Source organism: Peribacillus sp. SRI_006 (assembly GCF_057586375.1).
In genome coordinates, this window is record NZ_JBYCZT010000009.1 from 112,314 (window position 1) to 129,004 (window position 16,691).

Annotated in this window: 12 protein-coding genes; 4 read left to right on the plus strand and 8 right to left on the minus strand. The window is 38.0% G+C overall.

What is annotated here, in order from left to right; all coding sequences use genetic code 11:
• Window positions 1-207: 207 nt before the first annotated feature.
• Window positions 208-831, minus strand: coding sequence for an FMN-binding negative transcriptional regulator (locus AC2YHV_RS14605; protein WP_098864727.1), 624 nt, complete (start codon window positions 829-831; stop codon window positions 208-210).
• 126 nt (window positions 832-957) lie between these two features.
• Between AC2YHV_RS14605 and pdxR the strand changes: the two genes are divergently transcribed.
• Window positions 958-2,343, plus strand: coding sequence for a MocR-like pyridoxine biosynthesis transcription factor PdxR (pdxR, locus tag AC2YHV_RS14610; RefSeq protein ID WP_487373488.1), 1,386 nt, complete (start codon window positions 958-960; stop codon window positions 2,341-2,343).
• Window positions 2,344-2,548: 205 nt separating this feature from the next.
• Here pdxR and AC2YHV_RS14615 read toward each other — a convergent pair whose 3' ends face one another.
• The gene (locus tag AC2YHV_RS14615) at window positions 2,549-3,160 is read right to left on the minus strand and encodes an FMN-binding negative transcriptional regulator (protein ID WP_487373489.1); all 612 of its coding nucleotides are present in this window, start codon (window positions 3,158-3,160) and stop codon (window positions 2,549-2,551) included.
• Between the two features lie 444 nt (window positions 3,161-3,604).
• On the opposite strand from AC2YHV_RS14615, the gene AC2YHV_RS14620 reads away from it, so the two are divergent.
• Window positions 3,605-4,522 (plus strand): LysR family transcriptional regulator, encoded by a 918-nt coding sequence (locus AC2YHV_RS14620; protein WP_269450024.1) that lies wholly within the window; start codon window positions 3,605-3,607, stop codon window positions 4,520-4,522.
• A 104-nt stretch (window positions 4,523-4,626) separates the two neighbouring features.
• Complete coding sequence (locus tag AC2YHV_RS14625) at window positions 4,627-5,265, plus strand: HD domain-containing protein (RefSeq protein ID WP_413001473.1); 639 nt, start codon at window positions 4,627-4,629, stop codon at window positions 5,263-5,265.
• 999 nt (window positions 5,266-6,264) lie between these two features.
• Here AC2YHV_RS14625 and AC2YHV_RS14630 read toward each other — a convergent pair.
• The 3 genes from AC2YHV_RS14630 to AC2YHV_RS14640 form a co-directional block, all read right to left on the minus strand.
• Window positions 6,265-7,881 carry an FMN-binding glutamate synthase family protein gene (locus tag AC2YHV_RS14630; protein WP_487373490.1) on the minus strand — a complete coding sequence of 539 codons (1,617 nt, stop codon included), beginning with the start codon at window positions 7,879-7,881 and terminating at the stop codon, window positions 6,265-6,267.
• A 47-nt stretch (window positions 7,882-7,928) separates the two neighbouring features.
• Window positions 7,929-8,558 carry an NAD(P)H-binding protein gene (locus tag AC2YHV_RS14635; protein ID WP_487373491.1) on the minus strand — a complete coding sequence of 210 codons (630 nt, stop codon included), beginning with the start codon at window positions 8,556-8,558 and terminating at the stop codon, window positions 7,929-7,931.
• 612 nt (window positions 8,559-9,170) lie between these two features.
• Window positions 9,171-9,353, minus strand: a complete 183-nt coding sequence (locus tag AC2YHV_RS14640) for a YolD-like family protein (RefSeq protein WP_034307388.1) — start codon at window positions 9,351-9,353, stop codon at window positions 9,171-9,173.
• Window positions 9,354-10,006: 653 nt separating this feature from the next.
• Here AC2YHV_RS14640 and AC2YHV_RS14645 point away from each other — a divergent pair.
• Window positions 10,007-11,395 (plus strand): M28 family peptidase, encoded by a 1,389-nt coding sequence (locus AC2YHV_RS14645; RefSeq protein WP_487373492.1) that lies wholly within the window; start codon window positions 10,007-10,009, stop codon window positions 11,393-11,395.
• A gap of 876 nt (window positions 11,396-12,271) precedes the next feature.
• Here AC2YHV_RS14645 and AC2YHV_RS14650 read toward each other — a convergent pair.
• The 3 genes from AC2YHV_RS14650 to AC2YHV_RS14660 form a co-directional block, all read right to left on the minus strand.
• Window positions 12,272-13,648: an MFS transporter gene (locus tag AC2YHV_RS14650; RefSeq protein ID WP_063575981.1), complete on the minus strand. Its 1,377-nt coding sequence runs from the start codon at window positions 13,646-13,648 to the stop codon at window positions 12,272-12,274.
• 569 nt (window positions 13,649-14,217) lie between these two features.
• Entirely contained in the window at window positions 14,218-15,684 is a 1,467-nt protein-coding gene (gene gucD, locus AC2YHV_RS14655; protein ID WP_278089854.1) for an alpha-ketoglutaric semialdehyde dehydrogenase GucD, read from the minus strand.
• Window positions 15,685-15,730: 46 nt separating this feature from the next.
• Window positions 15,731-16,666 carry an AEC family transporter gene (locus tag AC2YHV_RS14660; RefSeq protein WP_487373493.1) on the minus strand — a complete coding sequence of 312 codons (936 nt, stop codon included), beginning with the start codon at window positions 16,664-16,666 and terminating at the stop codon, window positions 15,731-15,733.
• Window positions 16,667-16,691 lie beyond the last annotated feature (25 nt).

Genomic DNA, 16,691 nt, shown 5'->3' on the forward strand with positions numbered 1-16,691 from the left:
GGCTCCTCCTTGATGGTGAAAGCAAGGTTACACTTTTTTAAGGTTCGTTTTCATCAAGGAGGCGATTTGTTGCTCATTTAGAAAAGGAATATGTTCCAACTGTTTTATAATGAGCTCTTGTCTGTAAGGAATGGTTTTGACTTACCTAAATGATAAACACCATTTTTGCTTTTAGGGGTGCCATAGCAAACCCTAGTAATATGCCAATCATTCAATTGACCCTTTCCTTTGCTCTCGCATCCATTGCGCAACCTGAATTTCCCCTTGTTCATTTGATTTTTCAAGCTCTGTAATAATCGCTCTGTAATCGGTGTCATTGCGATTTTGACTCATTTTGGCTGCAGCTTGAATAGATGTGATTTCAATTTCAAAGCCCACTATTCCTTTCATTTCACTCTTAAGCAACTCTGGATCAAACGTTTCCCAGGTCCGGCCATTTTCTCGGTGACCCTCATAATGATTAAGCATAGTATCCAAGGAGGAAATCAGCTCGTCTTCAGTGATTAAACGCGCTGATCCATACGCATGTACAGCTAGATAGTCCCATGTTGGAACCTCTTCGCACTGATACCAACTTGATGAAATGTAAGCGTGCTGCCCTTGAAAAATCAGTAACACATCACTATTATTGTCTAAAGTCTTTTTCTGCATGTTTCCGTATGCAATATGCCCAGTCGCATAGATTTTCCCTTCATCTTCGCGAATTTCCAAAGGAATATGAGTAGCCAAGGGACGATGTTCTTTAACGGTAATCAATAAGGCAAACGGGTTAGACTTCATAATTTGAACTGCTTCTTCATTTTTCATACGATATTGCTTAGGAATGTACACAATAATCTTCCTTTCAACTTATATTTGAATTTTCAAAATAAATATCCGATAAAAAAATATTATTATACAAGTTGACATAAAAAAAGGTACAATATTAAACAAATATACATGTCAGAGGGAATGCAAATGAATAATACCATTTTTACGTTCAATGATAACGCCCCAAAATACAAACAAATCTATGAGAAATTCAAATCATATATTGAACAAGGAGACATTTTGGCAAATGAGCAATTACCCTCCATTCGTCAACTTGCAGATTCATTACATGTAAGCCGCAATACAACTTTACTGGCATATGAACAACTTGTTGCTGAAGGGTATATTCGTGGAGAGGGCAGAAAAGGATATTTTGCAAACGAGTTAGAACCCCGTATATTTCAGGAACCCTTAATCTCTTATGTTAAAAAGCAGACTGGGTCCAAGAGACCTCCGGTAGTTAATTTCAGGGCAGATGCCGTTGATCAAACACATTTCCCACTGAAAATTTGGAGGAGAATGGCTAATCAAGCATTAACATTACAGGATAGCTTTCGATACGGGGAACCATTTGGGGAAGAATGCCTGCGCGAACAAATCTCCACATATTTATTCCAATCACGCGGAGTGAAAACAAATGCAAATGCAATTATTATCGGAAGCAGTACCCAACAAATGCTTGTATACTTGGGACATATACTGAAGGATGAATTCCAGAGTATTATAGTTGAAGACCCTGGTTACGACGGTGCCAGGGAAGCTTTTCAATTCCATCGTTTTATGTTTGAAACTTTGCCGGTTTGTGAAACAGGTGCTGAACTTTCAAAATTAGAACAAATGAAATCACGATTAATCTATGTAACCCCTTCCCATCAAAGTCCAATTGGAGTAAGCATGTCTATCCAACAACGGCAAATGATTATTCATTGGGTTAACAAGATGCGTGGATATATTATCGAAGACGATTATGATAGTGAATTTCGCTATACACAAAAACCATTTCCTGCTCTTGCCTCCATTGATTCGGCAAGAGTCATTTATTTAGGGAATTTCTCGAAGTCCTTTCTTCCAGGAATTCGTTTAAGTTATATGGTCTTGCCACAGCCACTTTTAAATCGTTATAAAAATCAGTTTCTTCATTTTGAAGCTACTACCTCCCTGCTTAGCCAGCTTACAATGGCTAAATTTATGGAAGATGGAGAATGGAGTAGACATATTAAACGCATGCGCCTTGTTTATAAAAGAAAAATGCAGCACTTAGTATCCGCTTTAAAAGAGCAATTCGGTCAAAATATATCCATTATTGGTGAACAATCTGGTTTGTACGTATTAGTCAAAGTACATCTGAAGCATACAGAAGAATGGTTAATTCAACAAGCTTCCTCACATGGAGTTACTGTGTATCCTACGTCCCTCTACTTCATTAAAAATAACACCGACGGACCAATGGTTAAACTAGGTTTCAGTAATCTTTCTTCCAATGAAATCGATGTGGGTGTGAAACTCTTAAAGAAGGCATGGTTCAAAGAATAACTCCAACGTTCTTTGAACGAATGAATTGTAGCTATTGTATTTGAAGCTGCACCGATAAATAATCTTCATAGGTCCCTTAATTTTTAATTGCGATGAAATTAAGTGGCAGCTAGATCAAAAACTAAGCCTAATTTCCATCTGAAATTAGGCTTAATTTTTTAACAAATCTACCACATCAGTTGAACAAGACAATGTCGAATAACTTTTATTTTTGTAGATTCTTCTTCATAAGAGACGCTACTTGTATATTATCTTGTTGAGAAGTGTTTTCTAGATTCTTAATAATCAATTCTTGCCGTTCCACAGGGTGATTTTGACTTAATTTAGCTTTCGCTTCAATTTTTGTGATTTTTATTTTAAATGCTACAATCCCTTTACTCATTCCTTCGATTAATCTGGAATCCACATCAATTAAATTGTATGGGCTATCTGGACTTTCATATTTTTTTACCATATCATTCAGGGAATCGAAAATGACTTTTTGATCTTCGACAATCTCCATCTTTCCATATAAATGGATAGAGACATAATTCCAAGTAGGAACTGCCATCGTTGTTTCATACCAAGAAGGAGATATATAAGAGTGAGGACCTTGGAAAACCGCAAGAACTTTTTGGTATTCTATATCCTTCCATTGTTCGTTTGGACGGGCAAAATGACCATATAATGCACTTTCACCTTTATTTAATGTGAGTGGAAGATGGGTAGCGTATGGTTCTCCATTGTGTTGAGAAAATAAAGTGGCAAAGCTGTACTTTTCGATAAAATCATAAATTATTTCTTCATCCTTGAGTTCAAAATGTTTAGGTATATACATGATTTAGCTCCTCCTTATAAAGTCTTTTCAATTTTCGACTATCTCAAATTTTAAGTATTATAGGAAATATTCTATTATGTAAACTGACATCTAAAAAGGTACAATTATTATTAAATGTACATGTCAATATTGATTACAATTTTCATATACTGATGACCTTTTATTTTGAGTATATAAACTTTCATTTAGTGAATTAATTACGACTTCAATTTTAATCAGTAATTAGACATGATTTCTGTTTAACCAGGCCCGTTATCCAAATCATAGTGAGGTATTTATGAACGAAAATAACAAATAGCCTAATGGTGTTTTTTAATTTTATCCAGCAATCGGGCCAAATTATGGAATAATCCCTTCAAATAAAGTAACTTAATAACTAGATTATTTTATTGGAAGCATACAGATTTAATTATTTTCATTAGAAAGGATTGAAATAGTATCGAAATAAGACATTTAGAATATTTCTTAATGGTCAGTAAAGAACTGCATTTTACAAAAGCAGCTGAAAAATTAGGAATTTCGCAACCAACTTTAAGCCATCAAATTAAAATGCTTGAACAAGATGTGGGCTATGCACTATTCAACCGTATTGGTAAGAAGATTGAACTTACTAAGGTGGGGGAAATCGTACAACAAGAAGCATTGAATATTCAAAATTCCTTACAAAGTATATCTTCTCAAATTAGAGCACTTACAAAAGTAGAAATCGGGGAATTGAAAATTGCCGTGTTACCAGGAGAAATAACTGATTTGGTATCCACTTTGTGCATTAAATTCAACCAATTATATCCAAACATAAAAGTGTTTGTTCAAAGTACTGATCAAGTGGAAAAGGCAGTTTTAGAGAATCAAGCAGATTTTGGTATTGGTTTTGAATTCAATCGTGATGATATGTTGATGGTGACGAAGTTGTATGATGAAGAATTTTACCTGATTAGTAATCAAAGTACTGAAGAGCAGAAGGCTTCATTTTCCGATGTTTTAGACAGTCCGCTTATTTTATTTCCAAATATCCATCAATGCAGAAAAATACTTGATAAAACGAGTCATGAGGTTGGCAGGCAGTTAGAACCCATCGTCGAAACGTCTAGCATTGAATCTATCTTGAAGCTCGTTCGAAATGGGGTTGGCCGCAGTTTTGTTTCGCGTACATTATATGAATTTTATGATACAGAGGATTTATTTTTCCAACGTATTGAAAAACCAACTTTGACTAGATCTGTCTATCTCGTTATGAAAAAGAATCGTTTTATCAATTATGCGGCACGTAAGTATATCGAGTTATTATTATGTGAAATCGAAAGGCTGCGTTTTCATACAGAAAAAGATGAGATAGCTTCTTTAAAAAGTTCTATATTATAGTTTTTATCTATTATTATCATAGAAATGAATGGATAGATAAATGATAAATTCCTCTTTACAATGAAAACAAGTTCATAATCAAATTGTAAAGGGGATTTTCAATTATGTTTCAAGAAGTAGCAGGTATTAAAATTCCAGATTCTCAATTGGCTAAAGAAGCAGCAGATCTTTTACGCGAGCATGGGGACGACTTGTTGTGGAATCATTCAAATCGTGTATTTTTATTTGGTGCAGTCAACGGAAAAAAGATGAAGCAGAATCATGATTTAGAGTTACTATATGTTAGTGCATTATTCCATGATTTAGGTTTAACAAAAAAGTTCAGCAGTCCAGATTTACGATTTGAAGTAGACGGTGCAAATGCTGCGAGGAGCTTTTTACAGCAGTATCAAATTCCAGATGAGTCGATTCGTCTTGTATGGGATGCTATTGCATTACATACGACACCTGGCATTGCAGAACATAAGGAAGCTGAAGTGGCTCTTCTCTTTTCGGGTGTTGGTTTAGATGTGATGGGAGATGGCTTTGAACAGTTCCCTGACGACTTGCGTGAAGAAATTATAAAGGCCTTCCCACGTAACAATTTCAAAAAGGACATTATTCCAGCGTTTTATGAGGGCTTTAAGCATAAGCCAGAAACTACTTTTGGCAATATGAAGGAAGATATTATTGAATATTTTAGACCGGAATATAAAAATAAAAATTTCTGTGAATGTATTTTGCATTCACCTTGGACAGAATAGGGTACAAAAATGACAGAAAGTTTGTATAAAAGGTTATATCGGCCAAGGAAGCTACTAAAAAATAAAGGCTGTTTTCACATACTTTGTTGCTATTTACCAGGTAGTGGGTTGTGGTTGATTTCCCCTCAAGATGCTCGCTTTCCTTGGTGCGGGCGGTGAGCATCCTCGGCGTAAACGCCTGTGGGGTCTCACCTCTTCCGCTGCTACCGCAGGAGTATCGCACTTCCGCTCCAATCAACCTTAAATAGTTTCGTTTAAAAACAACAATCTTTGCGAAAGGAGCCAAATAAAAAATAAAGACCCCTGTATTTGAAAAAGTAACATTCCATTTTTTAATTCAATTCTAACCTGAAATAAAAATCGATTAAGACTTTCCAGCCCACTTTCTGTCCTGCCAATCGGATGACTTCCTGCCATTACCTTTCGGAAGCTTGCGGGAAATATACATATACTGATATTCTTAAAGCCGTAAAGCAACTTCACCTTACGGTTAAGATTAATCTTGATGCCTGATTCGGCTCTCTCCTTTTGCCCCATCCAAATCAACGGGTATAGTTCACGGGGTCATTCACACGCACATATATATTGAAGAAATGCCGCTCCTTCTTCATTCAATACAATATTGCACCAACTTTAAGCGCTTCTACAGGAAACTGCTCTGAAACTGGAAGTCCCCCCGTATGAAATGACTTTTGGTCTTTCTGTTACTTTTACTATCTCACGGGTCTCAGAAGATGAAACTAGACGAGCTCATTTTCCATTTGTAAACAATCCTTCCTTGAAACTTAGATATTTTTAACTTTCACCTCTATTTTATTTGAATACTCAGACACCCATCCGTTAAGCTAATCATTACTACTGACTTCATGATTCGAGACTTGCTCTCCCCTATAGATTGCACCAATGCCGGACGCACTTAAATAGCCTTTGCTGCATTGAGCAAAGGCTTACCTTTTTGACGAGTTTCTTCTATATAGTAAAAATAAAAATCCCGCCAAGCTATTTCTCCACTTTTTCCTTATTTCTTAACTTCTCCACTTTTTGGGGAGTGAGGGTGATGTCCCGGACAGGGGAAACTCTTCCCCACTCATCTTTGTGAACGATGTGTTTTCGTTCAAATTTGGTCGGAGTATCTATACCTGCGGCAGCTGCAAGGTTAAATAGCCCCTCGCGGAGGGAAATCACGTAATTGGCGACTCGGTATTGTTTTTCCTCAATAACCAGACCTTCCTGCAACTTTGAATCAGTTGTGGCTACTCCTGCAGGGCAATGATTTGTATGGCAGATTTCAGCCATGATGCAGCCAACGCTAATCATAAAACCGCGGGCTATATTGACTAAATCTGCCCCCATCGCTAAAGCGACCGCCACTTTATCTGGAGAAGTCAGCTTGCCTGATGCAATCAGCTTGACCCGGTTACGTACACCATATTTTTTTAACATCTCATCTACAAGTGGCAAGGCTGACATAATTGGGAGTCCGACTGCATCTGCAAGCTCCTGATAGGTTGCCCCAGTTCCTCCTTCCCCGCCATCCACCGTGATAAAATCCGGCCCTTTACCTGTATCTCTCATGGTTTTCGTCATTTCCTCAAGTGCATCAAGATCCCCCACAACAATTTTGATACCGATAGGCTTTCCGCCTACATCCCTCATTCTTTCCACAAATTCGAACAATTCATTAAAATTCTTGAATTCATAGAACCGGTTAGGGCTATTGATCGTTTGACCAGGTTCTACCAGGCGGATTTGGGCAATTTCTTCTGTCACCTTTTGTCCTTCAATATGCCCACCTCTGATTTTGGCACCTTGTGCTAGCTTAATTTCAAATGCCTTTACTTGTTCGATTTCACTTTTCTTCTTGAATTCTTCCCAGGAGAACTCCCCACCTGGTGTCCTTACTCCAAACAGTCCCGGACCGATTTGCATCATGATGTCGGGATTTCCGGAGAGATGGTATTTGGAAAGACCACCTTCACCAGTATTCATCCATGTTCCTCCTGCAAGCCCTAATCCCCTCGACAGTGCAGTGATGGCATTCTCACCGAGTGCCCCATAGCTCATTGCAGACTGTCCTACGAGCCCCTTTAATTTAAAGGGATTCCGGCATGTATCCCCTCCGATTATGACAGCATCCTCGTCTCGTAAAAAGTACGGTTCTATTTGTCTATCTTCCCGCTTCTCCTTTCTGGTCAATAGACCTTCCTCATCTACTTCATATACCCTTGTATTGATTTTTTGGCTATTGTCTATTCTCAATTCTTCCCGGAGATTGGGAAACATACTATTTCGAATATAGTATCCAGCCTCATTGAAGTCACGTTCCGATCCAAATCCGATTAACCGCTCCTTATATTTTCCTGCTTTTACAACATCCTCAAATTCCTTTCTTGAGAAAGGGGTGCCTTCATTATTATTTTCAAATAAATACTGCCTAAGTTCAGGTCCTATTTGCTCTGTCATGTATCTAATTCTGCCGATTAGGGGGAAATTCCTCAGGATTGAATGTTGTTTTTGTGTATCATCCTTTCGGTAAAAGTACGCTGCGGCCGCAACTGTCCCTAAAACCGCAGATCCTTTTAAAACTGTAGGAAGGTAATTTTTTAACTTGGACATTTTATCACCCTTTGCTTCTTATTTTTTGTGCAAGTTACTCGAGTTATCTATAATCTTTGGAGTGCTTCATCAATCAGAATTTCGCCAGAAGTTACATGGAACGTTTTATTAAATACTTCTTCAGTATCCAGCGCTTTGACCAATACAGAAGCAATATCCTCTTTTGGTATCTCGCCTTTGTCATTCACAATTGATGATCCAGCTTCAACTTTACCTATTCCCGGCTTATCCACAGGCATACTTGTCCGTATGACCGTATATGTAAGCTTTTCCTGTTTTAATAGCTCTTCTGAGTGGTACTTGAAATCGTTTGTACTAGAATTCTTGCTCTCCATTTCTTTTGCTCGCATGGTGTTCATCAGAACAAAGCGCTTCACCCCATGTTTCTTAGCAGCCTCAACTGAGTCTATTACTGACTGATGGTCAACCAGTATTGGTTTTCCCTCCCCAGTCCGGGGACTGGCGCCACTCAGGTAGATCACTGCTTCACAGCCCGAAAAAGCACTGGAAAAATCCCTACTTTCCAAAGAAACTACCTCTCGTGCTCCAAGTTTAACCATTTCCTCAACTTTATTTTCTGCTCCTACCAGTGCTACCGGGTTATGGTGCCTGTCTGCCAGCTGTTTTACAACGTGCTCTCCGGTCATGTCCTCTGTTCCTATTACCAGAACTCTCATTTTAATACCTCCCTGCTAGTTTGATACTATCTATTTACCACTTTAAAGTTTAATGAAACAATTAAGCGTCTTCACTATATCGTTAATTTTTACGATTCTTTGATAGTTAATTATTAGGGGAATTCCAATTCCTTCAGTGGAAGCAATTAGGCTTTTATTATTACTGAAGCTGTAGGAACTAGATTAGTGATTGGAATTAAATGGTAACGAAACCCCGACTCCGCTCTTGAGAAGTAAATGGGGTTTGATTCTGGGAATTATAGAAAACTTGACAATAAAGACGATTATTTCCTGGGGAAACAAAACCAAAAATTATCCCTTATAAATATTCTTTTTTTATGTAAATCACTCCATACATTCCATAGTTAATCGCCCCAGCCTTTCTTACGAACACCATTTTGAGGAATTCCATACGAAGGATACTGGCCATAGAATAAAAACTATATTTATTAATCCGGAAATGAGGAGCCCCATTTTTTTCAAAACTGAAAAATTAGGAATACTAAACTGACCAGCTTTCCATATATGAAAAAAGAACCTCTAGTAATAAACTAGAGATTCGGGATTAATAAATATATTGTTATTTAAATATGTTAATTGAAAGCAATTAAATTAATAAATTTCCATAATACGAGATAAACGAATAGAGAAAATCTTTTGATTTTCATCCTTTAAGGAAAGGGTTTGTTCATTAAGGTTAAGTTTATGCAATTGACCCTTGCATGTTTTTAATACTCCTTCTTTATAATAAATGATGGTTGTTATGCCCTTTTTTTTCAACGATTTTAAGATCACCTGATTATCTCCTTTCTGTCTATTCAATTATTTATTTAAAATTGTATGATAATTGGTGCAAAACTATGAAATCAATTAGGATATATATATTATACAATGGAAACCGTAAGCGTTTTCATCATTGTTGTGAACAATTTGTGAAGGTTTGAACATTAGAATATTTTAGGGAATGGTTAAATCAATAATAAAAAATGAATATTAAGTAAATCGATTTTTTAGTCTGAAAATTACTTAACGTATAATATCCCCGTTTTGTCGGCGGACTCCCTTATCGACAATACGGACTGATTTCTTACATGATTTATCCGAAGTCATTCCAAGATCGTACATAGATTTTCTAGTCCAGAAAGAATTGAATTCCCTATCTTTTTCAAATTGTCATTTGGACTAAACAGTATTGCTTTTCAAAAGTTAGGTTAAAATGAGGTTGATAGATTTGAATGTTTGATCATTTTTTTACAATACAATATATTGACGGCTTCAATACATGATGCGATTCTTCATTAAGAAGGATCGCTTTTTCTTTGCGGCATAATCTTAAGGGAGGCGGGTGTCAGAAACGATTGATATTCGGAATTTAAAGACTAATGACTCATTTACAAACTATTCAGTTAAATACATAATTAGGAAGATTATGAATAAGGAGGGATTATATGTATAGAAAATCACTAACAGTACTATTAGCTGCGGGTATGGTTCTATCAACCGGTACAGTATTTGCACAAACTAGCGGAGCAATAAATGCCCAGTCTGACACAGCTTTTGATAACAAAGTTATCAAAAAAATTAGTGCGGACAATATGTATAATACGATTGCCTATCTATCAGAACAACCGAGAGCTGCTGGTACAGAAGGGGAGCTCCGTGCAGTCAAATACATAGAAAGTCAGTTTAAGAGTCTTGGTTTCGAAACAAAGATTCAGCCTTTTCCCATCTATGATACGGTGCAAAATGTAAAAGTAAAAATTGGTGACAGTGATTTAGGAGGAACACCGCGTGCCCTTAGCGGCAGTATCAGCGGAAAGGTAACGGCCGAACTTGTTAATGTTGGAAAAGCAAAGCCAGAGGAAGTTGGAGAAAATGTATCCGGGAAAATTGCACTAGTTGAACGTGGGGACATTACCTTTGTTGAAAAGGTTCAGAATGTCCTAAATAAAGGAGCGGTTGGCGTTTTAATGTACAACAACTCACCATCAGGAAATAATTTCGGACAAGTATCAGCGGGGCAAAATATACCTGCTGTAGCCATTACCCAAGCCCAAGGGTTAGAGTTGGTCGAACAGCTTAAAACTAAACAAATCACGTCCACTCTTGAAGTGGGAAAAGCTGAAAGAATCGAAAAGACATCCTACAATGTCATCGCTTCCCTAAAACCAAAAGCCAATAAGGATAATGGTCAAATCGTGACTGTTGGAGCCCATCATGATTCTGTCCCGGGCGGCCCTGGTGCAAACGATGATGCTTCTGGTGTATCAGCTGTGCTGGAACTGGCAAGGATCCTGGCCAAAACCCCAATTGACACTGAAATTCGCTTCCTCACGTTCGGATCTGAGGAAAGAGGGCTCGTTGGATCATCCTTCTATGCTGATTCCCTTCCCAAAGAAGATGTAGACCGCATGGTGGCTCACTTCCAAATGGATATGATAGGCGGACGTGACGCTGGCGAGGATAATCCTGCAGGTGGTTTGATTATGTATACCATTGATGGAAAGAAAAACCTTGTGACGGACCTGGGTTCCTCAGCAGGGGCCAGAACGATGGATGTTGCGATTCCTTATGGACAGCTGGGCAGGAGTGACCACCAACCATTCCATGAGCTTGGCATTCCATCCGCCTTGTTTATCCATTCCCCTGTAGAGCCTTGGTATCACCAGCCTACAGATACACTGGATAAGATATCGAAAGAAAAATTGCAGCAAGCAGCTGAAATTGTCGGTGCCAGTGTGTATCAAATTGCCCGTCCGGAAACTCCGGCATTAACAAATGCACGTGTAGCTCCTGGTACGGTAGACTATGATTTTGATGACCGTCCGGTAGATTAAATACTTCATTGTGAGATTAATAATGGATCTTGGAGAAAATAAGGAGGGCATCTGTGTAGTTTACAGATGCTCTCTTCTTTTTATCGGCCAGCGCCTTGTGCTTATTTTTTCACCATTACTAAGCTCTAAGTCTAGTGAAAAATTTTATATGAAATATGTAATAAAACATACATGCTCATCCAACTCCAATATCATTCCCACTGTAAATATTCCATATTATTATCAGTGTACCTCTCCAATACTACTTCACTGGAATAATTTCATCAATCAATAGATAGAAATCCAAAAACAGCCCAAACTTTAAAGTGTGGGCTTTTTTTGGAAAATTTAGGTTACAAATTAAATCATAACGCTTTCTAAGTCGCAAGTAACATAGCCATGTTCTAACTGTGAATGAACCAAAGATAAAAATGAGAAATTGAATCTCGTCCTCTTTCAGAAATTGGAGTATTTTCAAAGCTATCCCTCCTTGAATTTTTAAAAGCAAGCTGTTTTATCTTCTGTCAATACGAATACAGAATACATGTTGTTGGAGGTCTTTCACATCTTGATCTTTTTGGGCAGCCATCATTAGCATTAGCGAACAGACGCCATGTGAACTCGGGTTTGCAAAAGAGTCATACTGAAAGCAGATAAGCAAAAACAGCAGAACTTCCAAACCGAACTCGATTTGATAAAAACTTGATGAGCGACTCCTATTCTTTTTTATGAGGATGATAGTCATATCCGTGATTTTCAACCTCTACAATGCCACACCTGGTAAACTAAAGGAAAACAGAAACAAGTCCAGTATTCTGAATTTTACACGACTCTTCACATTTTGGTACAGTAGTGAATCCAGAACTTGTTCCTGCTGTCCACAAAGTTTCTTCCTTTCTAATTAGCCGTTTTTTTCGATGCGAAGCTATCGTGCTCTATACCTTTGGATTTGTTGAGGGAGCTGGCTTCCGTTAAACTCATATTCTTTGTTTCCGGAGCCATGAATAGAGAGACTAAGAATCCAATGAAAAGAATCGCTCCACAAATATACAGCGTAGCTGCCAAACCATAAGTCGCCATAATGGCCGGAGAGAAAAACGTACCAATGGCAGAAGCGATACGGGCCACTCCTGTGGTAAAGCCCATTGCCGTACCCCTAATATGGGTTGGGAAAAGTTCATTCGGATAGATCCAGGTATGGGCTCCCATCCCGGTATTAAACGTTCCATATATGACAAAGAGAGCTAAGATAAAAACAAATGGCACATTTAATCCAGAGATTGCTCCCAGTATGAATAAAGAGATGGAACATACTAAAAATGACCAATAGAGAGTAGGTCTTCTCCCAAACTTTTCCACAAGATAAAGGGCAGGAAGTAAGCCAATAAGATAGATAAGATTAATGACCGCTGCCCCCAGGTATTCTCTCGTTCCATTTGCAAAACCAAATTGTGCAAGAATCTCAGGAATATAGGTATTTATTCCATAAAGGGGGAGAACTTGAAGTGAATAGAAAAGCGTAACAAAAAGTATTAATTTTCCATAACCATTTCGAAACATATCGAGATAGGAGGTTTTCTCCTTCTCCTCAGCTTCGGCCGACAGGATTACATTTTCCCCGAATATTTTCTGAACAATTGCTTTTGCTTCTTTTTCCCGTCCTTTGCTGGCCAGCCAACGAGGGGATTCTGGCATATTTAAACGTGAAATAAGCATGATGATTACTGGGATCGCACTGCTTGCAAGCATCCATCTCCAGCTGTCATCACCAATGGACAACATAAGATATCCGACCAAAAAGGAACTTACGTAACCGATATACCAAAGTCCATTAAGACCTCCAAGTAAGGAACCACGATTTTTTGTCGGTGAAAATTCCGTCATCAAGGCGCCTGCAATGGGATAATCCGCCCCTACCGCAATCCCTAAAATAAATCGTAAAATGACCAACTGCATGGGATCATTGACATAAAACTGAAGGATTGACACGACTGCCATGACAAGCATATCGATGAGAAACATCTTTTTCCGGCCAATAAGGTCTGTAAGATAGCCTCCTATTATTCCACCAAATAACATACCCGCAAGAGTTGCCGCCCCAATCAGACCTATCATGGTTACAGACATATCAAGTTGAGTCTGCATGACAGAAAGTGCTACCGCAATAATTCCTATAATATACCCATCGAGGAATGTACTCCCACTGGCATAAGCAAACATTTTATAATGAAACCGACTTAAAGGCATTTCTTCCATTGTACGGACCTTACTCATAAATTCCCTCCTGTGACTTATTAAAATGTCAGTAAATTAATAAGTCTTGATATAGTTTTGAAAAATGAGTTTAAATGAGTCGCTCTATAAATTCATCGTGATTGATGTAAAACCACAGTCGTGAATTTCTTTCTTTAATATTGAAGAGGGCCGGTTCCTAGCTGTTACTGTGCTGCACTGAACCTTGTTTGAACAGCTGTTCATCAGTTAAGAACAACCTCCAGCAAGTAATGTTAATGTTAATTGTAGTTTTATACAGCCTGGAAAAACATAGGACGATTCTTGAACGGATAAGATTGAGACTATGGATAAGAACATCAAATGATTTTTTAGAAGCAGCTAAAACGTTTACATTTCCCCGAACTTGAGGTACCGTTTCATTAGTTCAAAAAGCAGCACCCACTTGTGGACCATAAACAATCTTATCAAGAGCTTCTCCAATCACACGCAAAATATCTACTGCTATTTTGCGTGTGATTGGAGAAGGAGTCGCAAGGACTGCATAGCGTGCTTGCAACTCCTTCCCTACTCCATTTTAAGTATGGCGTACTATGACAGATTAAATGATATTAACCTTTTACAAATACTGTTTTAATATTTGTAAAAAATTCGATTGCCGCTTGACCTTGTTCACGTGAAAGAGAACTGGATTTTTTCATCCCGCCAAATGGAGCCTGTAGTTCTACTCCAGCACTCTCAGCATTGATGCGTACAAGGCCTGCTTCCATTTCATTGATGAACGAAAGCATCTTTTGAATATTTGTTGTAAAGATGGATGCACTAAGTCCAAACTCTACATCATTTGCCACTGTTAATGCTTCTTCCATCGTATCGACTTCCATCAATGCTAATACAGGTCCAAAAATTTCTTCTTGAGCAATTGTCATACTGGAGGTTACATTTTCGAATACAGTCGGTTGTACATAAAAGCCATTCTCCAAGCCAACAGCTTCGCATTTGCGTCCACCAAATAAAAGCACTGCACCTTCCGCTTTTCCTTTTTCAATGTAATCCAATACCGTAATTAATTGGCTTTCACTCGAACACGGCCCCATCCAAGTGTCACTACTTAATCCTTCGCCTACTTTTATTTCCTTTACTTTAGCTAGCAGCTTTTCTTTAAATACATTATAAACAGAGCTTTGAATGATTACGCGGCTAGTAGCGGTACATTTCTGGCCTGTTGAGCGAAGGCCTCCATTTATTGTTGCTTCAACAGCAAGATCAAGATCGGCATCCTCAGCGACAATCACTGGGTTTTTCCCGCCCATTTCCAATTGATATTTAGCTCCGCGTGCAAGCGCTCCTTGACCAACCCGTTTTCCTACACTATCTGAACCAGTAAATGTGATGCCATTAATATCAGGATGATCAATAATGCCTTGTCCAATAATGGTACCTGAGCCTGTAACCATATTAATAACACCAGCTGGCAATCCCGCTTCATGGAAACATTCTATTACTTTTGCTGCTGTTACGGCTGTTTCGGTTGCTGGCTTTAATACAACTGTATTACCGTAAACAAGAGCCGGTGCCATCTTCCAAATTGGAATCGCAACGGGAAAATTCCACGGTGTAATTACTCCCACAACCCCTAGCGGCACTCTACTTGTGAACATAAATGCTTCACTATCTGTAGAAGGGATTACATCTCCTATTTTACGCATCCCCTCTCCGGCATAATAGCGAAGAATGGCTACACCACGTGCCGTTTCACCTTTCGCCTCTTGGAGTGTTTTTCCCATTTCCCTTGTCATTGTTTCTGCCACTTCTTCTAATCTTGCCTCTAATACATTGGCAACTTTATAAAGATACTCTCCTCTTGCAGGAGCCGATAATTTTCTCCAAGCGATTTGTGCCTTTTTGGCCGATGTAACTGCTTGATCCAAATCATCTTTTGTTGATTTTGAAGAATATCCAACGATTTCGTTTTTATTAGCAGGATTAATGCTAGCCTGAACTTCATTAGTAGAAGAAGATTTCCATTCACCATTTATATAATTAACATATGTTTTATTTTCAGCCTTCACTGTCATCAAATCAATCCTCTCTGTAATCCAACTTTTTAATAAATATAAATTTTCAAAATATTTTACTTCCTAAGAAAACAATAAAGGGAACTGTCAAGATTGCACAAATTGTTGAATAAACCGCTGCCTTTACCCCTATTTCTTCATCTTGTGTATAACGTGCTAATAATACTGGAGCGATTGTCATCGTAGGCATTGCCACTTGAATAATAATTACTTGCTTCATCATCATGGAAAAGTTAGTAAATACCACAACTACTATTGTTAAAATCGGGAAGATAATTAACTTCAATAATATAGGTACTGTCAATCTACTAATTGACATAGTCCCCCTTTGTTTAAGCATCATCCTTATAAGAATTCCAATGTAAAGCATTCCAAGAGGGGTAGCTAAATTTGCTAACATACCATTTAATTGTTGAATAACTTCTGGCGGTTGAATTTCAGCAACGATTACAAATAAAGCTATAACTATTGAAATAATTGGGGGATTAATTAATTGTTTTAAAGATGCAAATGTAAACTGATAATTATCTTGCAATAACGCAATAGCTACTGTGAATAAAACAATGCCTACACCTGTATCAAATGCTGCAGCAAGTAGAGCCCCTTTGGGACCGAATATTGCCGCACATAAAGGAATCCCAATAAATCCCGTATTCCCCAATCCAGCAATAAAAGCCATTTTCCTTGCATTACTAGGAGAATAGTTAAAAATCCTGGCAAAAACCCACCCTAATAGTAACGATAATAAACTGATAATTATTGAAAAAATAAAAATAATGATCAGCTGGGACATTAACTCTTTCCCTACCTTGGTTTTAAAAGCACCATCCAAAATGATGCATGGGATCGCTACATTAATCATGATACTTATAAGTAGTTGCTTTGATTCAGCTGTGATTTCATTGGTTCTTGCAATTACATATCCAATTACAGATATAACCGCCATAATAAACATTGGACCTAAGATCGATAGAAATACCAAGTAAAGCTCCCCTCTTAAAAAGCAA